Source organism: Pedobacter anseongensis, from assembly GCF_037482965.1.
Classification (GTDB): domain Bacteria; phylum Bacteroidota; class Bacteroidia; order Sphingobacteriales; family Sphingobacteriaceae; genus Pedobacter; species Pedobacter anseongensis.
The window spans coordinates 45,319-64,955 of sequence record NZ_JBBHKB010000002.1 but is presented as its reverse complement, the minus strand read 5'-3'; the positions used below and the strand labels follow the sequence as shown (position 1 = coordinate 64,955).

The window sequence follows — 19,637 nt, the reverse complement described above, 5'->3', positions numbered from 1 at the left end:
TTAATTTTTTGGTTTTATTGTTTGTATGTAAATTTCTGGGTTTTTCAATTTAATTTTAAGGCTATCTTGAAATTTTTTAGCCTGGTTATAATCTGTGAATGTTCCCAAGCTAATTTTTATTAATCTACCGGGCATGGCATCCATTTTTTTTGCAGTTATTCCTCTTTTTGCAAGTCTTGAGATTACTTCATCCACTTTTTTTTGCGTTTTCATTGCACTTCCGATTATTTCGTAAGTAATTATAGTGTTAACGGGTTGAGGTGTTACAATAGTATCTCTGTTTATGCTGATAATAGGAGTATTTTTTAGGCTATCTACTTTGGGCGAATCGATTTTACGATTTGTACTCGTATCAGCTATCGCCACTGGCTCGCTTCCTACTTCAATAGCTGCAAATTTTTCTTTAATAGTATAATATAGATTGGGATATAAAAAGTAAACAAAAGTACCAATTGCTACCAAGATAATTATGAGCGTAAGTATTACTTTTAACGTTTTACGAACCCAGCGGTTACCCTCATCATCATCTTCCTCATCGTATTCATAGCGATTAATCACTGTTGGCTTCCATAGCGGGTCTAAAATATCAGCGCCTTGTGATGGTAATTCAGTTGTTGGCTTTTCGCTTTCTTGTTCTATATCTATTCTTTCTTCGGTTTCGTTAGCCTCTTGAATTGTATTTACATCAGCAATTTCATCGAAAACAGGTTGCTCGTCTGCCTCAGCTGGTTGATGTGTTTCAGAGACTTCTTCAAGTACGGTTGCTGTATTTTCTGCATGCTTGAGTGGTTGATTTTGCTCAGTGCTAACATTTGGCAGACCATATGACGCAAACCCAATTTCGAGCGTGTGTGAAGATTCAAGCACAAGGTCATCATTAATCAGTTTTAATTTGCCTAGAGGCGAAAGATCTGCTTGTTGATGTTCTGCAAGTTGCGCTTTTATGGTTTCTACGAATTCAGTAATGTAATAATCGGCTGATTCGATAGCGATATTTCTTTTTTCGCTAATGAAATTTATAAGGTTTTTGTCTTCTTTAACTTCACTGGTAAAAGCGATCTCGTATTTAGGAGGTAAAAATGAATGTGTTTCAGAATCGTATCTTCCGGGGGTTTTCTTTTTATAAAGTGTACCCAATGCAGTGATGCCCACATTCTTTCGAGTTTCTATCAGCTCAAGAAGGTATGATACGATATCCATAGCGGTAAAAATAAAATTTTAATTCGGTATGCCCCAATAATAAATACTAAATGTGCTAAAAGGAGTAGGATATCCCTCCAAATGCATTTAAGCCATTTACCCTGTAATATAGGTATTTACTATAGTTTGTGTTCAATAAGTTATTAATTTTAACAAAAGCACCAAACTTCGAATTGATTTTATAATCGGCTCCCATGCCTAAATCTACAAAGCCTTTTATCGTTACTACATTTTCGGTTGTAAAATCTGGAACTTGCGGATAGGTCGAAGAAGCCATATTAAACGGATTAACTAAAAATACTTTTGCCTTAGAATCGTCTTGGATAGCGACATTTGCATTAAAAGTTAGTTTTTGGTTGATAGCATAAAGGAGATTTGAATTTACACGTAATTGGGGTTTGAAATAGCTTTCTTGTTCACTCGAAGGGCTATAGTCGTCTATATTTACTTTTCCAGTCCATTTTAAATTATCGCTAACTTGAACAGATAGTTCGCCTTCTAGGCCAAATATTTTTGCATTTCCAAAATCGTAAATCACATCAAATTTGTTGAATGTAGTAAAGCTATTTACGAATAGGGGCATATCTGAGATTTTTTTGCTGTAAAATCTTGCCTTATAGCCAAAGCCTGGTCCACCCGTACCTTTAATTCCAGCACTGATGCTCAATTTTTCTACACTATTCTGAATGTTGATGTTTGAATTTAAGAAAGGATTTTCGTCGGTAAAATTTTTCAAGCTACTTCGATTAACATCGCCTTTTATTTCGCCGAAAAGTTGAAGAAAATCCGGAATTAAGGTAAAGTCGGCCGTAATAGCTGGGAAAAATCGTGTACTCGAAAAGGCGCCAAATTCTTGAACAAAATTAATACCTGCTATGATATTAACATCATTAGCTTGCAATTTTAGATAGGGGTTTAAGCGCAATAGATTATTAGAAACTTTTGTGCTAAAATCTTTTGTTGTACCAATTTCTGTATTTGCAGCTAATCCTACATTAAAATCACGAATTCTTTTATTAAGGTAGGTAGATAGGGTAAATACTTGTTCTTTGGCATCGAATTTATCATTAAAGAAATAAAGATTTGCTTTTGCTGCATAACTCAAAGCATTTTCATCATTTGTAAATCGATTTACAACTTCGCCTTCAAGTTCGATAAAACTAAGTGCCTGCTGTTCTGGATCCGTGTTTAAGACAGGATTTAATTCGTCAACACCGTAAAAAAATAAACCGTGTCTTTCGTAGTTTAATCGACCGTTTAAGGTAGCTTTATCGCCAATGCTACGACCAAAAACACTAAGTTGTTGCGTATTTTCATTTTGTTTGTTCAGCTTTCCCGACTGTCCAAAGTGTTTAAAAAATACCCCCGTTTGTAGCGCTTCATCTTTTCCCATGCCTATGTATCCTTCGGCTAAAATAGTACCTAGATTTCCTAAACCCCCTTTTACATAATTATTTACTAAAATGGCTTCTTTTTCATCTGCCATTTGTTGGGCCTGTAATTTTTGTATATCGGTGTTTAGCGCTAACTTACGATCGGTTAAGGAGTAGCTAAATTTGGCTTTATAGGTCTTAAGATTATCTAAGTCTGGGCTTCTTCTTAATTTTACTGCTTCGGCCAAAATGGGCTTATAGGGCCTTATGACGTCAATTTCAGAACTTACTACTTTTTCGGGCGGTTGTACATCTTGTGCCTTTAGGCTAGAAAAACCTGCTAAAAAAATAAATAGGGTGCTATATACTGTTAGTTTCATCTTGTTTTTCTAGTTTATTTTGGCTAATTTTTCTTTGGCAGTGGCAACAATTTCGTCTTTGCCCTCATACCCGTCTATTATACTTAACAGCGTACTTCTTGCATTCAACTTATCTTTCAGGGCTACGAAGTTATCGGCTAAAAGTATAAAAGATTTAGCTACCCAATAATCGTAATTTGGCATATTGGTGGTTATCTCGAAGCATGTTTTTTTCGAACCTGTATAATCGCCTTTAGCATATTGAATAGCCGCTAGGTTATATTTAGCTTCTGCGGCTGCCACGGTTTTGGTTTTAGCAATCACATTGTTGAATGATTTGATGGCTTGAACCGTATCTGCCTTAATTAGGAATGCCTTTCCAGTATAGAGATCTGAACTGTTTTTCTCCTCTTCGGAAGCTTTATCAGAATTCCTGATTAAATCGGCATATTTAATCATGTCGTCGGCCATGTTCAAGGCATCATAAGCTTTAATCAGGTTATTGATTGCGAAACTATAGTTTGCCTTATAATCTGCCGTAGTTTCTAATCTTTTTAGGTAAACAATAGCTTCATTGTACTTTTTCTCGTACATCAACACTTTAGAAACACTGAGTAAAGAGCGCTCAGTATAATCGCTTGTCCAATCATTTAAAATGTAATCGTAATCTGTAATTGCTTCGGAAGAGCGGCCTAATCGAACTAATGACTCTGCTCTAATAAATTTCGCTTCTTTATCGTGAATGGCTTTTGGAAATTTATCGAAATAAGCATTAATAGCTTGATATGCTTCTAGTGCATTCCCTTTTTCATAAATATTCTTAGCAGCTTTAAATACAAAGTCGTCTTGTTCGCTTACTGTGTAATTTCCAATAGGGGTAGTAGCCGCATAGCTAATAAACCCATTTGCATCACCTCTACTTATATAAATGGTTTTAATCGCTTCGAGTGATTCTTTTGCCTCAGGTAAACTTGCGTAGTCTGCAACTACTTTTTTAAAGGCTTCAAGGGCTGCATCATCCTGACCTTCATTAAATAATACTAACCCGATGGTTAGGTAAGCACGGGGCACATAACTGCTTCTTGGGTATTTTGCTACTAGTGCTACCAAATCTGATTTTGCTTTTTCAGATTGACCCTTATTTACATAGGTATAGGCAGTTTCAAAGCCGGCGTCATCAGCGTAATTAGATCTTGGGAATTCGGTGAGTAAGCTCTGCATGGTAGCAATTTTAGCATCATCTTCTTTTTCTAAGCCTTGGATCATTCCACGTTGAAATAGGGCGTAATCCTCACCAGTTAAGCTGCCATTAATAATTATATTATAATTGGTCATCGCCCTTTCGTAATCTTTATTAACAAAGTATGAGTCGGCCAGGCGAATGGTAGCATCGTTAATGGTTTTGGCATCTTTGTCGTCTCCTCTTAAAAAGCGTTCAAAATAGTTGGCTGCTTTTGCATATTTTTCATCTTCGAAAGCGGCATAACCTAATCCGTAATTTGCAAAATTATAAACTTCCGTTTTATCGGCTCCGGGCATGGTTAAGAATTTTTCGAAAGTTTTTACTGATTCGCCATATTTTCGAAGTTCATACATGGCTTCTGCCATCCAGTACACACTTAAGGCATGAATTTCTTTATCCTCAACAAAATTTCCAGAACGTAAGAACATCGAGAGACTATTTGGAAATGCTCTTTCATTGTAGAACTGCAAACCTCTAAAATAGGTTGCTTTTTGGTAGGCTTCTCGTGCTGAAGTCGTCTTGTTTTGAAGCGGTTCTAAAATATCTATGGCGGTTTGATAGTTTTTACTGGTTAATAGAATTTCACCTAATAATATTTTTACCTCATTAGTTTTTTTAGAATTGGGGAATTGTTTTAAGAAATTTTGAGTGGATTCTAGTGCTTGTGCGTTAAATTCTAACTCGTAACTTAGTTTGGCATAGCTGAACCATGCTTCTTCTTGGATAATTTTATCGAGTTCTAATCGAGATGCTCTGTAGAATGCGCTTCTAGCTTTCGCTTTATCGTTTAAATTTAATAAAACTTTTCCGAGGGTGTACATTCCATTTTGCAGGTAGATATCGTCGGTATTTAACTTTTCTAAATTTGCAGCTGCTTCTTTAAATTTCTCGTTTTTGAAGAGCGAGTAACCATATTGATAGATAAATAGGTTGTTTTTGGTGCCGTTTTTATCTTTGGCATAAAACTCAGCGAAATATTTCTCGGCATTTTTAAAATCTGATTTTGCAAAGTAAGAAGCAGCAATTAAACTTAGCATTTCGGGCTCGAATTTTTGCTTGGTTTTTTGGATAGAGGCTAAGGCATAATTAATTACATCGTCGTAACGTTCGTCTAAATAATACATCGAAGTGATGTAGTAAGGGTAGCTGGCTTCATAGGTAGGAGAGCCCTTTAATTTTTCGAAATTTGAAAGTGCGGTTCTATATTCTTTATTGAGGTAATTTATATAGGCGAAGTAATAGGTAGCAGCCTCTTTGAAAGGGGATTCTTCTTTTTTTACCTGTTCGAACAAGGGCTCGGCTTTGTCCATATTTTTAAGCTCGAAATACGAATAGCCCTGTTTAAATTGATATTCTAAACGTTGTTTTTGTGAAAGAGCGCTAGGATCAGTTTTTTCGAACCATTCTAATGCTTTTGTGTAGTTTTTCTGGCCGAAGTATGATTTTCCGACGTGAAAATAAGCGAGAATAATATTTGAGTTGAGCGGATATTCGCGAATAAATTCCCTAAACAATGCTTCTGCGTCGTTATTGCCAAGTTCGAGTGCGCAAACAGCAGCATAAAATTTTGCATTTTCTTTAATGATCGAAAGCTCGGCATTGCTTTCTTTTTGTGTGCTATTTTTTGATCTAGACTGCTCAACCAGCTTAAATTGTTGTGCTGCAGCAACATATTTTTCATTTTGAAGTAACTCTAAACCAGTTTGATAGTTTTGATTCAGCTTTACTAGTGGACTTATTTGTGCAAATCCAGCAGTGATACCACTTACTAAAAAGAGCGGAACTAAAAGGTATTTTTTATGCATTCGGTTTCAAATATGGTTGGTACTAAAGTAAGGCATAGCAATATACATACCAACATAAGAAATTAACATCTGTTGATAACACTCGTTTAACGAATAGATTTGGAAAATGTTATGTTTAATCGTTCTGACTGGCTAACAAATACAGTACTGCCATTCTAATGGCGACGCCATTTTCTACTTGGTTTAAAATGATGGACTGTTTGCTGTCTGCCACATCACTTGTAATCTCTACCCCTCTATTTATTGGTCCTGGATGCATAACCACGATTTCTTTGTCCAAATTATCGAGTATTTGCTTATTAAGACCGTACATTAAGGCATATTCTCGTAGCGATGGGAAATATTTAATGTCTTGGCGCTCTAATTGTATGCGAAGCATATTAGCTACATCGCACCAGTTTAATGCTTTAATTAAGTTATGTTCTACTTTAACGCCTAGTGATTCAATGTGCTTAGGAATTAAGGTAGTTGGGCCACAAACCATTACTTCTGCACCTAATTTCTGTAAGCATAAGATGTTAGAAACCGCAACTCTTGAGTGAAGGATATCCCCTACGATCACAACTTTTTTACCTGCTACACTTCCTAGCTTTTGCTGAATAGAATATGCATCTAATAAGGCCTGGGTAGGGTGTTCGTGTGCGCCATCGCCTGCGTTTACAATTTGGGCTTTAATGTGTTTGCTTAAAAAAACTCCAGCTCCAGCATTTGGATGGCGCATTACTACCATGTCTACCTTCATGGCTAGAATGTTATTTACGGTGTCGATTAGTGTTTCGCCTTTACTAACCGATGACGATGATGCTGCAAAATTGACTACATCTGCTGAAAGTCTTTTCTCTGCGAGTTCAAAAGAAAGTTTTGTTCGGGTAGAGTTTTCGAAGAAGATATTGGCAATGGTGATGTCTCTAAGCGAGGGCACTCGTTTTATGGGCCTATTAATTACATCCTTAAAATTGTTGGCGGTCTCGAAAATCAATTCGATATCATTCAGGTTAATATCTTTAATTCCTAAGAGATGTCGGGTTGATAGTTTTTCTGCTGCCATTTTTTATGATTGCTGTTCTGATAATAAAATAACTTTGTCTTCGCCCTCATTTTCTTTCCAGCTTACTTTTACTTTTTGTGAATCTACACAATCTACTTGTTGACCGATGTAGTTGGGTTCGATGGGTAAATGTCTTGAAAAGCGCCTATCGATAAGCACCATTAACTCTACTTTTTCTGGTCGGCCAAAGGCCAACAATGCATCCATTGCAGCACGGATGGTGCGGCCTGTCCAAAGTACGTCATCAATTAGGATTACTTTTTTACCTTCTATGATAAAATCAATGGTATTGCTGCTTGCAGTAACTAAGCCATCCTTTCTTCTAAAATCGTCTCTAAAGAAAGTAATGTCTAAATTTCCTTTTTTTAAGGTTGATGTAGATAGTATGGAAGAAAGTTCTTGATAAACTCTGTCTGCGAAAAATGTGCCTCGTGGCTGAATGCCTATTAATACGGTATTGGAAAAATCGTTATGATTTTCAATTAATTGGTGACAAAGTCGTTTAATTGTAATCTGGAATTTCTGGCCGTTTAGTAGCGTTCTCTTCTGCATGAAACAAGGATTATGCAAATATAAGAGGAAAATGTTTAGATTCCAATCAATCGGTATAAAGCCTCATTAATTTTTCGAGTAACTTCTCCTGGTTTTCCATTGCCAATTGTTTTTCCATCAATAGTTAAAACTGGGAAAGCGTTTTTTGTAGAACTGCTGATGAAGGCTTCGTCAACGGTTGTCAGGTCGGCTAAGTTAAAATCTTCTTCTACAAATAGAAGGTCTTCAATTTTTAAATCTAAAATTTTGCTTCTCGTGATCCCTTTTAATATATCGGTTTTTGGAGTACTAACTTTATTTCCTTTTACGATAAAAAAATTAGCTCTTGGACACTCTCTTATTGATTCATGATGATGATATAGAACGTCATCAGCTAAGTTTTCTTTAATGTAAGGTTGAAGTCGGATTGCCTGTAAATAATCGATTGTTTTAACGGTTGGCAACTGGCGTTGATGCGGATAGGTGACTAATTTAATTCCATTATTGAAACTCGCTTTTTCTATCTCGAAAGGTACTTGCGTTAAGATTAAATTGGGCGTGCTCATGGTGTATCCATCTTCCGAAAAGCCTCCAGTTAGAATAAATTTTAAACCTGAATTAGGAAGATTATTGCTTTTCATGAGTGTGTCAATGGAGTTTTTAAGTTCAGTTCTTGTTACTCCAACATTTAAATTCATTTCTTTTGCAGAATTATAGAAACGATTGAAATGGTCTTCTAAAAAAATTGGCTGGTGATTAACGGTTTTTAAAAAATCGAATATGCCAAAACCACGTTGAATGGATAGGTCTGAAACCGAAATTTTTGCTTCATCTTCTTTATAAAGCTGATGGTTGATAGAGATGTACCTGTTAGTCATACTCGATAAAGTTAGAATTTTAAAATTGAATCATCAAAAAAGCTTATTTTTACAGTATGAACGCTGGATCACCCGTTATCTTTTTTGATGGTTTTTGCAACTTATGCAATGGAGCAGTACAGTTTACAATTAAAAGGGATCCTAAAAATATTTTTCGTTTTGCTTCTTTACAGAGCGATTATGCGCAAGAGAAATTAGGGCCTTTTGCAATGGAACCAAAACAAGGCGAAAGTATGGTGTTATTAGAAAATGGGAAAGTATACCTTCGCTCTACAGCGGCACTAAGAGTAGCAAAGCGACTGGGTGGGATTTGGCCTTTACTTTACGGTTTTATCATCATACCGCCTTTTATTAGAGACGCCGTTTATAATTATATCAGCAAAAATCGGTACAAATGGTTTGGAAAGCAAGAAAGCTGTTGGGTGCCTACCCTAGAATTGAAAGACAAATTTTTATAATTTACTGCTTAGGCTTGCTCTTTTCTTTTACCACTCCACAACCAAAGTGTAAGCAGAATTAGCGGCAAGGTTATGGTAATTGCGACCATACTTAATTGCGCTTTTTTTCTCACCAATTCGGGATCCGTTGAGCTAAAAATGTAATAGGTTTCTTTAATCGCAAAAATGGTGATGATTGTAAGTAAAATCGCTAAAAATCGTCTCATAAAATTTTATTCGGGTAAAGTTATATTAATTTTCGAGATAGCGTTTGCTGTAGGTAATTCCCATCAAATCGTACCGTTTTAGCTGCATTTTTAGTCGCTTTAAAAAATCAGGGTAACTTTTATTTGATTTTGCGCTCCATAACAATTCGCTAAGTGCATCTAATCTAGGGAATAGCATGTATTCAACTTTTGCAGAATTTGCGATATATTCAGACCAAAGGTTACCTTGAGCACCCCAAATGTACTGGGCTTCATCAGCTCTTAGTTCGGTCGGAATAGGTTCGTAATTGTACACGGTTTCTAAAGGTAAAAACCTAGAAGCAGCCAAACTATCTTCCTTCATAAATTGCTTATGGTTTAGATAGAGCTTTTCTTCTGGTGTCATGATTACTTTTTGTCTAACTTTTGCAGCGGCTATTCCACCTTTTTCTCCACGCCAGCTCATTACTACTGCATTTGGAGCAAGGCCGCCATCTAAAATCTCATCCCACCCAATAATCGTTTTCCCGTGGCTGTTTACAAATTTCTCAATACGATGAATAAAATAACTTTGTAGTGCACTTTCGTCCTTCAGGTTATTCGCCTTCATCATTTGTTGAGTGCTAGGGGAGTTTTTCCACCAAATTTTTGAGGCTTCATCACCACCAATGTGTATATATTGTGAAGGAAATAATCCCATTACTTCAGTGAGCACATCTTCTAAAAACTTAAATGTTTTCTCAGTGGGAGCGAATACATTATTATACTTATTCATCATGCCCCAGGTTTGCGCAACTTCATATTTTTTGTTTGGCTCTGTTCCAAATTCAGGATAGGCTGCTAATGCAGCCATACTATGTGCTGGCATTTCGATTTCAGGAATAACGGTAATGTATCTTTTGGCAGCATACGCGATCACCTCTTTGATTTCCTCTTGTGTGTAATAACCACCATATTTAATTCCATCCGTTTTAATTACTGCATCTTTAGGCGTGATTTTTACTTCGTTTGGTAAAACTTGATATTTTATTCCTTCATTTCCTTTTCCAGGCCAAAGGCCAATAATACTTCCGTTACGCCATGCGCCAACACTAGTTAGTTTTGGATATTTTTTAATTTCAATTCGCCAACCATGATCGTCGGTTAAATGCCAATGAAAATAATTCATTTTATGCAGGGCAAGGTAGTCGATATATTTTTTAACGAAAGCCACGTCAAAGAAATGGCGACTAACATCGAGATGCATGCCGCGGTATTCGAAGCGGGGGTAATCGGTTATGGATAGTGGAGGAATGGCAATCACTCCTTTTTTTGTTGGTAAAAGTTGGATGATACTTTGGATCGCGTAAAAAATGGCTTCTGGGTCTTTACCCGTGACAGAAATACCTTTGAAATCGATTTCCATTTTATATGTACCTTTTTTGTTAGCTAATGTACTATCTAGAATTAAATTGATAGTATTTGCTTTTTCAGAAACATAGGCGGTTTTGAGTTGAAACTGGAAATATTTTTGTAAATAATCATTTAAAAAGTTGACAGATGGCTTTAATAAATTACTATTTATGGTAATTTTCGATTTTTCATTGATTAGATAGGGACTTTGTTCTGCATGCTGAATCAAAGCAAATGGTTGAGGGATAATACTTATTTCTTGAGCAGAAAGATTGAAGCTTAAAACGAAAAGTAGAAAGTAAAAGGTAATTTTTTTCATTAGGTTGTTGATTTCTTCAAATGTAAGAATTATCGTTTAGATCCCTGCCTTCCGACAGGCTTTGCTGCGCTTTGGAAAAAACATAAAAAAATCCCGATAACTTTTAGGCTATCAGGATGTATAAACCTACGAGGTTTTTAAAACCTCGTAGGTTAGTTTAAGTCAAAGATTATTTTCCTTTTTTCTTGCTTTCTTCGCCTTCCATTTGCTCTTTTAATTGAGCCAATACGCCAAGATCGCCTAAAGTAGATTTCTCTACAGAATCTTTCACTTTTTTAACTGCGCTTACAGATGCTTTAGCCTCTTTCTTTTTAGTTGCTCTTTCTTCAGCTGCAACTTCAGCTTTAGCCTCTTCCCAAATACGGGCGTGAGAAACAACGATACGTTTAGCATCTTTGTTAAACTCAATGATTTTGAAGTCATTGGTTTCTTCAGCTTTAATCACAGAACCATCTTCTTTGGCCATGTGTTTAGTAGGTACGAAACCTTCTACGCCATATGGTAAAGCAATAACAGCACCTTTATCGGTTACTTTCACAACAGTACCTTGGTGAATTGAATCAAGGGTAAAGATAGTTTCGAAAGTATCCCAAGGATTTTCTTCTAATTGTTTGTGACCTAAGCTTAATTTGCGGTTTTCAACATCAAGTTCTAAAACAACAACATCTAAGGTATCACCAACTTTAGTAAACTCATTAGGGTGATTCACTTTTTTGCTCCAAGAAAGGTCAGAAATATGAATTAAACCATCAATTCCTTCTTCAATTTCAACAAAAACACCAAAGTTAGTCATGTTTTTAACTACAGCTTTATGTTTGCTTCCAATTGGATATCTTTCGGCAACAGCTCCCCAAGGATCTTGAGTTAATTGTTTAATACCTAAGCTCATTTTGCGCTCGTCTCTGTCTAAAGTTAATACTTCAGCTTCGATTTCATCACCAACTTTCAAGAATTCTTGTGGTGAACGCAGGTTTTGTGACCAGCTCATTTCTGAAACGTGGATTAAACCTTCAACACCTGGAATAATTTCTAAGAAAGCACCGTAATCTGCAACAGTAACAATTTTACCTTTAACCTTAGAGCCAACAGCTAAGTTAGCATCTAAATTCTCCCAAGGGTGTGGAGTTAATTGTTTTAAGCCTAAAGCAATACGTTTTTTCTCATCATCAAAGTCTAAAACAACAACGTTGATTTTTTCGTCTAATGATAATACTTCTTTTGGATGCTCTATGCGGCCCCAAGAAATATCAGTAATGTGCAATAAACCATCTACACCGCCTAAATCGATAAACACACCGAAATCAGTGATGTTTTTAACCGTACCTTCAAGTACTTGTCCTTTTTCTAATTTAGAAACGATTTCAACTTTTTGGCTTTCTAAATCGTCTTCAATTAATATTTTATGAGAAACAACTACGTTTTTAAACTCATGATTAATTTTAACAACTTTGAATTCCATTGTTTTACCCACGTAAACATCGTAATCGCGGATTGGTTTAATGTCGATTTGAGAACCAGGTAAGAACGCTTCTACACCCATAATATCAACAATTAAACCACCTTTAGTACGGCTTTTTACAAAACCATTAATGATAGTATCATTGTCAAGGGCTGCGTTAATAGTTTCCCAAGAACGTTGTGTTTTTGCTCTCTTACGAGATAAAATCAATTGACCATTTGCATCTTCAGGAGCTTCTACGAAAACATCCACTGAATCGCCAATTTTCAAATCAGGTGTATCACGGAATTCTGAAGTTGATACTAAACCATCAGATTTAAATCCAACATTTAATACAACATCTTTGTTGTTGATAGACACCACGATACCACTAATGATCTCGCCTTGTGTGATTTGATTGAAAGTATCGGTATACATATCTTCAAACTTTTTACGGTCTGCATCACTGTAGTTACCAAATACTTTATCATCCGCATCCCAATCAAAATCTTGGTCTGGTGTTGCTAATGATGATTTGATTTGTTCGATCGATACCGAATCAGCTTCTGATTCTATCGTTTCTTTCTCAGTCAGACGAGCGTCTGCACCTTGTAATTCGGCTGTTTTAGCCTCTAGTTCTTTTTCTGCTACTTGTTTTTTAGCCATTAATTAATAATCTCCTTTGTTCCCTATTTAGGGACTGCAAAGGTAGAAATTTCTTTTTTAAAAGAAAAGAAATTTTTAATAAATGTTGCTGATTCTTAAGGGTATACTGAGAAGTACCGAATATCCAGTATCGATTGCAGAGATTGAAGTGCAAATTAATTTCGTTAAAAATGAGGTCTTCAGAAGAATAAATCTTACTCCTTTCTAAATATTCCTTTGGTAAATCCTTCGCCAATAAGTGTAGCATCATCTCTAATTAATAATAAAAAGGTGTTCTCTTGCTGTTTAAATTTAATAAGGTCGCCCTCTATGGTATAGTGAGCAGTTATTAATGAATCAAGGTAGTTATCTTGAATCACAACCAAATCTTTCGATTTAAAATCAAAAGATTGATATTGTGACTCAGAATCTGTAACGTATTTACCTTCAACAACCTTCTCTACAATGAAACCCAAATAAAAGAAATAGCCTATAATTAAGACAATTGCAGTTGAGAAAACCATAAATACTTTGTTAGGGACAAATTTTATGATTATAACCAATAAAATTAATATTACTAACACTGCAAGAACGATAAAAATAAAGCCCGAATAATCATTCGTTGCGGTTTTGTCAATTATAGGAATTGATGCAGTTGCTGGTTTAACAGGAGCAGGTGAAACCCGCCTTAAATAATCTTTGCTTACCCAACCTTCGCCATTGGTAACTTTTATTTTAAAAAATTTGCTATCAGAAGAATCAATTACCTCCACATTTATACCTTGCGGAACAAAGCCAATTTTCTTACTGCTAGGGTCTTTTGTTGCTCTAACATTTAATTTATCTGCATTAACGCTGTACATTTCTTGTGCACGAATGTTAAATGAAAGAAGAATTAAGAAAATCAACAAGATAGATAGTCTATTCATTGGGATCAAAAGATTCGGAGTTTAATAGTGTTTCGTGATGAGTGGCTAATTGTATTTTGATATTACAGATTAACGTAGAATCTTCAAAATAGTTTTGCTTTAAAACAATATTATGTATAAGTTAATCTAAAATGGCAGCTAAATCATAGCATTATAGATTACTTTTGTTTCATTAAGTTGTTAATAATTTTTTTCAATCTCACGTTATCTTTTGCATATTTCGCCAAATCAAATAGGGCTACTTTTCTAAACTCAATTGGATGGCTCTCACTTTGCAAGGAAATATAACCCCCAGTTAGGGCTTTTCCATCTTGTTTTACTTTCGGATCATAGTTAATTACACTTCCACCGCCAATTTGAGGTTTAGTATAGGTGAGCACGAGTTCTTTATTTACAAAATGTTTTATAATCGAATCGCCAAGTACCAAAAATTCTGCAGTTACCCATTGATCGCCATGAAAAGTTTTAGAATTTGATTCTAAACAATGTGCAACTGTTAATTTGTCGTCCATATAAATCGTGGTTCCTGGGGTACAAACATTACTGGTATGGCGATCATGAGTTCCATCGCCACCTAACAATTGCCCCTCAATAGAGATGGGGAAATCTTGATCTTTAAGCATGGTTTTTGGATCTTGACCATGCAACATCGCTCCACTATTTCTAAGTGCCCAACCTTCGCCACCTTTAGCTTGCTCTCCAACGAAACGATATTCTACTTTTAGTAAGTAATAAGAGAAAGGTTTTTTATAAAAGATATGCCCATATTGTTTGTCGAAAGTATCATATCCTTCATAACTCACTTTCATCATCCCATCTGTTACACGAAAAGTGTTGGCATAATTTTCACCAACCTCATGCTTGGCGATCTTTATTGTCCAATCTTTCAGGTCTTTTCCGTTAAATAAATTTATCCAGCCTTTTTGCGCTTTAACTTGCGCTGAGAAAGCAAAAATTAAAAATAAAGCAAGGTATTTGATTGAGTGGTGAATGTTCATGCACTATAAATTTCAACTAATTTACAATTTAATTCGAACTACTTTCAAGAAATGGAGTAACCTTTTCTAAAGCAAAATTTAATTGTTCTTCTTGATTAAGTTCGGTATTATCTAAAATGATGGCGTCTTCAGCTCTGGTAAGTGGACTTTCTACTCGAGTAGTATCTGCAAAATCTCGGTGTGCTAAGTTCTCAAATACTTCTTCCAAGGTGGTTTGCCTATCACCTTTCGAAATGAGCTCTTTATGCCTACGTTCAGCTCTAATTTTCGGATCGGCTGTCATAAAAAATTTAACCTGTGCGTCTTCAAAAACCGCAGTGCCAATGTCACGTCCATCCATTACTATGTTTTTAGACTTTCCCATTCGCTGTTGCTGTTTTACCATATCGTGACGAACAAGTTTATTTGCCGAAACCTCACTTACATTTTCCGAAACAGGCATTTGTCTTATTTCTTCAGAAACCTCTTCGCCATTTAAAAGAATGTGCGACTCATAATCTCTAGCATGAAAATTTAGTTCAATGTGCTTTAATGCGTCTTTTACTGCCTCCTCATTATTGATATTAATGTTATTTCGGATAAAATAGAGTGTAACTGCTCTATACATTGCTCCACTATCGATATAAATAAAGCTGAGTTTTTTAGCTAAGGCTTTTGCCAAGGTGCTTTTCCCGCAGGAAGAATAGCCATCTATTGCTATCACTAAATTTTTTCTCATGTAGCACAAAGATACTAGGATTACTAGGATTATCAAGATTACTAGGATTAAAGGATTACTTAGATTATTCGATAAACTGTACTTTTGTAAAATGATACCGGTTAAAGACGATTTTATCAAGGAAATTACCTTCAAAACATCGAGGAGTGGAGGCAAGGGAGGGCAGAATGTGAATAAAGTAGCTACGAAAGTGGAACTTATTTTTCACATTGGAAATTCGCTTCTTTTTTCGGATGTAGAAAAGATATTGTTGGTAGAGAAACTCGCAGGGAAGCTCGATTCGGAAGGAAATTTGCACGTAGTTAGTCAAAAAGATCGCAGTCAACTTGCCAACAAAGAAGATGCAATAGAAAAACTCATTAATATATTAGTAAAGGCCTTGCATTTGCCAAAAAAACGTAAGCCAACTAAAGTGCCGAAATCGGTGATTGAGAAGCGATTACAAAGTAAATTGGCGACTTCCTCCAAGAAACAAAATCGGAAAACACCGGATTTTGATTAATTAAATCGATAAAACATCGATATGGTTCCATATTGATGGGCTTTAGCTATACTCTTCACTTCTTTCGTTTTAAATAGTAATCCAAAATCGAAGGTAAAACGCTGACTACTATAATTAAACCCTAACTGCTGTGCAAAAACAATTGGCCTAGTTTCAAACGTAACAGGACTGTTGTCATTAAATAAACTTCCTTGTATGGTAGCATCATAAGCTACATAGTTTAATTGCGGTTTAGCATAAAAAAAGGCCTCGCTTGTAACCAATTTAGCTGATTTAATGCGCGTACCAATTGTTGAATTGGTATAGGCGGTTTGGAAAAGCTGATTAATACCTCCGGTTCTCAATAAAATTCCTACACCAGCACCATTAAAAGTAGTTCCTACATTGGCATAACCTTCAAAAGAAAAATCTATCCGATCATTTTCCGAGCGATGTAATAAATGCATATACTGTAGGTTCAAATTAGCTGTATATTCATTTTTAATCTGATATTGCCAGCCATCGATTTTATAAAAACCTACCACTCTGTGTAATAATTTCTGAGCATCCTCGCCTAAAGAACGGGGTCCTACCGTTCCCAATTCTAAACTTGTTTTTAAAATATGCTCCTTTTTATAAAAGAAATTTGCGCTAGCGCCAGCATATAAATAACCTGCAAAGGGCCGGTCTTGTTGACTTATTTTTGCAGCATTTCCACCTTGAGGATTAAACATTTTTTGTCCAGCTGTAATCTCATAGGTAAACTTCTCTAGTTTCTCGCCTAATTTATTTTGATCGGTTGCATGACGAAAATAAAGCATTAAGCCATTCGTATAATAACGATCTTGTCCGTAAAACAAATAGGCATCGTTATCACTCTTAAACCCAAACTCATTTTTGAAAGAACCCTGACCTAAACTTGTGAAACTATAGGTGCATAGTATTAAAAATAACGATATTTTATTAAGCATAAATTAAGCTTCTTTCTTTTTGACAACGATATTCTGGGCATTTTTAACTTTGTCTTTTGTTAAAGCCAATTCAATTACCTCTTTCATTTCGCTAACATAATGAAATTTTAGATCTTTGATATAATCTTCCTTGATTTCAAGAATGTCTTTTCTATTTGATTTACAAAGTATAATTTCTTTGATGTTTGCTCTTTTGGCAGCTAGAATTTTTTCTTTGATTCCGCCTACAGGCAATACCTTACCGCGCAATGTGATTTCTCCGGTCATGGCCAGATTAGATTTTACTTTACGCTGAGTAAAGGCTGATGTTAATGCCGTGAGCATCGTTATACCTGCTGATGGACCGTCTTTTGGGGTTGCTCCGGCAGGTACGTGAACATGCACATCCCATTGATCGAAAAGTTCATTTTCGATGTCAAATAAGTCTGAATGTGCTCTCAAATAGGCTAAGGCAATTACCGCTGATTCTTTCATTACGTCGCCTAAGTTTCCAGTTAAGGTTAATTTTCCTTTTCCGGGGCTGAGGCTAGCCTCGATAAATAAAATGTCGCCACCAACTTGGGTCCATGCCAAACCCGTTACTACGCCGGCAACTTCATTGCCTTCATATTGATCTTTATCGTAGATTGGTGCGCCTAAAATACGTTCAACATCTGCCAGATTAAGATTGGGTTCATAGGTCTCGTCCATTGCAATTTTGGTTGCGATACCACGAACAAGGGAACCTACTTTTTTTTCCAATCCCCTAACGCCCGATTCGCGTGTATAATCTTCAATTACCTTTTCAATTAAATTATTTTTAAGAGCAATATCTTTATTTTTTAAACCATGCTGCTCTTTTTGCTTTGGAAGCAAATACTTTTTGGCAATTTCAATTTTTTCTTCGATAGTATATCCATTTACCTCAATAATTTCCATACGATCGAGCAAGGCAGGTTGTATTGTGCTTAAGGAGTTAGCAGTTGCAATGAATAATACATTAGAAAGGTCGTAATCTGCTTCAACATAATGATCATTAAATGCACTATTTTGTTCGGGATCTAATACCTCGAGTAAGGCTGATGAAGGATCGCCTCTAAAATCAGAACCTACTTTATCGATTTCATCTAAAACAAAAACCGGATTTGCTGCACCTGCTTTTTTAATTGATTGGATAATTCGACCAGGCATTGCGCCGATATAGGTTTTACGATGCCCTCTTATTTCAGCTTCATCTCTCAGGCCACCTAACGCCATGCGTACATATTTACGGTTTAATGCTTTAGCAATCGATTTTCCTAATGATGTTTTTCCAACTCCGGGAGGGCCTACCAAGCATAAAATGGGCGCTTTCATGTCACGCTTTAATTTTAATACGGCTAGGTACTCGATAATTCTTTGTTTCACCTTTTCTAACCCAAAGTGATCTTTATCTAAGATTTTTTGAGCACGTTTAAGGTCGAAATTATCTTTTGTAAAGTCGCCCCAAGGTAAATCAAGTAATAGCTCCAAATAATTCATCTGGATAGAATAATCTGGTGCAGCAGGATTCATTCGGCCTAGTTTTTCTAGTTCTTTACTAAAATGAGTGGCAACTGTTGTTGCCCATTTTTTCTTTTTAGCGCGTTCTTGCAGGGCCTCGTACTCTAAATCAGTAGAATTACCACCAAGTTCTTCTTGAATGGTTTTTAACTGTTGATTTAAAAAATAATCTCGCTGCTGCTTATCTAAATCGGTACGAACTTTAAATTGAATTTGATTTTTTAATTCTAACATTTGAAGCTCCAGTGTGAGCAATTCCATTACTCTTTCTGCACGCTTACGAAGATTGCCCATTTCAAGCATTTTTTGCTTATCGGCAACATCGGCATTCATGTTAGAAGAAATAAAATTAATTAAGAAAGAAGTGCTTTCTATGTTTTTAAGTGCAATCGCCGCCTCACTAGGAATGTTTGGCGAAAGCTGAATAATTTGAGAAGACATTTCTCGAATAGAGGCCACCAAATTTTTAAACTCTTTATCGGCCTTATGCTTCGATTCTGCAAACTTTGCAATGATAACTTTAATGTACGGCTCAGATTGTACTTCTTCTACTAATTGAAAACGCTGTTTACCCTGTATAATTACAGTGGTATTGCCATCTGGCATTTGGAGCATTTTAATTATTTGTGCAACAGTACCTACATTATTTAATTGTTCGAAAGTAGGATCTTCGACAGCTACATCGCGCTGAGACACGACACCAATAATTTTATCGCCTTTATAGGCTTCTTTAATTAATTTTATAGATTTATCTCTGCCTACCGTGATGGGAATAACTACACCAGGAAATAGAACGGTATTTCTTAATGGAAGAATTGCAAGTATTTCTGGAGTTTCTTCATTATTCATATCGTCTTCATCCTGCTGAGACATTAAAGGAAAAAACTCGGTATCTTCATTTATCATAGGTAATGATTGGCTAAAATCGAAATGGTCTTCTTTACTCATCAATTGATATTTTAATTATGTTTAACGACAATCTGACAGCCTTGCCGTAATAAAAGCCTTAATTTTGTATAAAGGTTTATAAATTCAACTCCTGTGCCAAAAATGGGAAAGGTGATGTTGACTGTTAAAAAGTCAGCCTTTAATTAATATTCTTATTTACTTATCATAATTTATCTTCTTTAACGTTAACATAAATA

The 19,637-nt window shown here is 35.7% G+C and carries 15 protein-coding genes and 1 pseudogene; 2 read left to right on the top strand and 14 right to left on the bottom strand.

Features of this window, described 5'->3' with window-relative positions; translation table 11 throughout:
* The 6 genes from WG904_RS07365 to WG904_RS07340 form a co-directional block, all read right to left on the bottom strand.
* On the bottom strand, nucleotides 1–1,200 hold the full coding sequence (locus tag WG904_RS07365; RefSeq protein ID WP_339578671.1) for an HU domain-containing protein: 1,200 nt from the start codon (nucleotides 1,198–1,200) through the stop codon (nucleotides 1–3).
* A 55-nt stretch (nucleotides 1,201–1,255) separates the two neighbouring features.
* Nucleotides 1,256–2,953, bottom strand: coding sequence for a hypothetical protein (locus WG904_RS07360; protein ID WP_339578670.1), 1,698 nt, complete (start codon nucleotides 2,951–2,953; stop codon nucleotides 1,256–1,258).
* A gap of 9 nt (nucleotides 2,954–2,962) precedes the next feature.
* Nucleotides 2,963–5,980, bottom strand: a complete 3,018-nt coding sequence (locus WG904_RS07355) for a tetratricopeptide repeat protein (RefSeq protein WP_339578669.1) — start codon at nucleotides 5,978–5,980, stop codon at nucleotides 2,963–2,965.
* Nucleotides 5,981–6,095: 115 nt separating this feature from the next.
* The gene (locus WG904_RS07350) at nucleotides 6,096–7,028 is read right to left on the bottom strand and encodes an aspartate carbamoyltransferase catalytic subunit (protein ID WP_339578668.1); all 933 of its coding nucleotides are present in this window, start codon (nucleotides 7,026–7,028) and stop codon (nucleotides 6,096–6,098) included.
* A gap of 3 nt (nucleotides 7,029–7,031) precedes the next feature.
* Nucleotides 7,032–7,580 carry a bifunctional pyr operon transcriptional regulator/uracil phosphoribosyltransferase PyrR gene (gene pyrR / locus WG904_RS07345; RefSeq protein WP_339578667.1) on the bottom strand — a complete coding sequence of 183 codons (549 nt, stop codon included), beginning with the start codon at nucleotides 7,578–7,580 and terminating at the stop codon, nucleotides 7,032–7,034.
* 35 nt (nucleotides 7,581–7,615) lie between these two features.
* A complete protein-coding gene (locus tag WG904_RS07340) occupies nucleotides 7,616–8,437 on the bottom strand; it encodes an aminotransferase class IV (RefSeq protein ID WP_339578666.1) in 822 nt (273 codons plus the stop codon).
* Between the two features lie 56 nt (nucleotides 8,438–8,493).
* Here WG904_RS07340 and WG904_RS07335 point away from each other — a divergent pair, with 56 nt between their 5' ends.
* Nucleotides 8,494–8,895 carry a thiol-disulfide oxidoreductase DCC family protein gene (locus WG904_RS07335; RefSeq protein ID WP_339578665.1) on the top strand — a complete coding sequence of 134 codons (402 nt, stop codon included), beginning with the start codon at nucleotides 8,494–8,496 and terminating at the stop codon, nucleotides 8,893–8,895.
* Nucleotides 8,896–8,903: 8 nt separating this feature from the next.
* Here the strand turns inward: WG904_RS07335 and WG904_RS07330 are convergent, their stop codons facing one another.
* From WG904_RS07330 to cmk, 6 genes are all read right to left on the bottom strand, one after another.
* On the bottom strand, nucleotides 8,904–9,101 hold the full coding sequence (locus WG904_RS07330) for a hypothetical protein (protein ID WP_339578664.1): 198 nt from the start codon (nucleotides 9,099–9,101) through the stop codon (nucleotides 8,904–8,906).
* Nucleotides 9,102–9,126: 25 nt separating this feature from the next.
* Nucleotides 9,127–10,791: a beta-N-acetylhexosaminidase gene (locus WG904_RS07325; RefSeq protein ID WP_339578663.1), complete on the bottom strand. Its 1,665-nt coding sequence runs from the start codon at nucleotides 10,789–10,791 to the stop codon at nucleotides 9,127–9,129.
* 169 nt (nucleotides 10,792–10,960) lie between these two features.
* Complete coding sequence (gene rpsA, locus WG904_RS07320; RefSeq protein WP_339578662.1) at nucleotides 10,961–12,895, bottom strand: 30S ribosomal protein S1; 1,935 nt, start codon at nucleotides 12,893–12,895, stop codon at nucleotides 10,961–10,963.
* 194 nt (nucleotides 12,896–13,089) lie between these two features.
* Entirely contained in the window at nucleotides 13,090–13,803 is a 714-nt protein-coding gene (locus tag WG904_RS07315; protein ID WP_339578661.1) for an SH3 domain-containing protein, read from the bottom strand.
* Between the two features lie 158 nt (nucleotides 13,804–13,961).
* A complete protein-coding gene (locus WG904_RS07310; RefSeq protein WP_339578660.1) occupies nucleotides 13,962–14,801 on the bottom strand; it encodes a 3-keto-disaccharide hydrolase in 840 nt (279 codons plus the stop codon).
* Between the two features lie 28 nt (nucleotides 14,802–14,829).
* Nucleotides 14,830–15,519, bottom strand: coding sequence for a (d)CMP kinase (gene cmk, locus WG904_RS07305; protein ID WP_339578659.1), 690 nt, complete (start codon nucleotides 15,517–15,519; stop codon nucleotides 14,830–14,832).
* A 133-nt stretch (nucleotides 15,520–15,652) separates the two neighbouring features.
* Here cmk and arfB point away from each other — a divergent pair.
* Nucleotides 15,653–16,021: pseudogene (gene arfB / locus WG904_RS07300) on the top strand (alternative ribosome rescue aminoacyl-tRNA hydrolase ArfB); the annotation flags it as partial.
* On the opposite strand, the gene WG904_RS07295 reads toward arfB, so the two are convergent.
* Both WG904_RS07295 and lon read right to left on the bottom strand, forming a co-directional pair.
* Nucleotides 16,018–16,971 (bottom strand): lipid A deacylase LpxR family protein, encoded by a 954-nt coding sequence (locus WG904_RS07295; RefSeq protein WP_339578658.1) that lies wholly within the window; start codon nucleotides 16,969–16,971, stop codon nucleotides 16,018–16,020. The pseudogene arfB and the gene WG904_RS07295 sit on opposite strands and share 4 nt — an antisense overlap.
* A gap of 3 nt (nucleotides 16,972–16,974) precedes the next feature.
* Nucleotides 16,975–19,440 carry an endopeptidase La gene (gene lon / locus WG904_RS07290; protein ID WP_339578657.1) on the bottom strand — a complete coding sequence of 822 codons (2,466 nt, stop codon included), beginning with the start codon at nucleotides 19,438–19,440 and terminating at the stop codon, nucleotides 16,975–16,977.
* Between the last annotated feature and the right edge of the window lie 197 nt (nucleotides 19,441–19,637).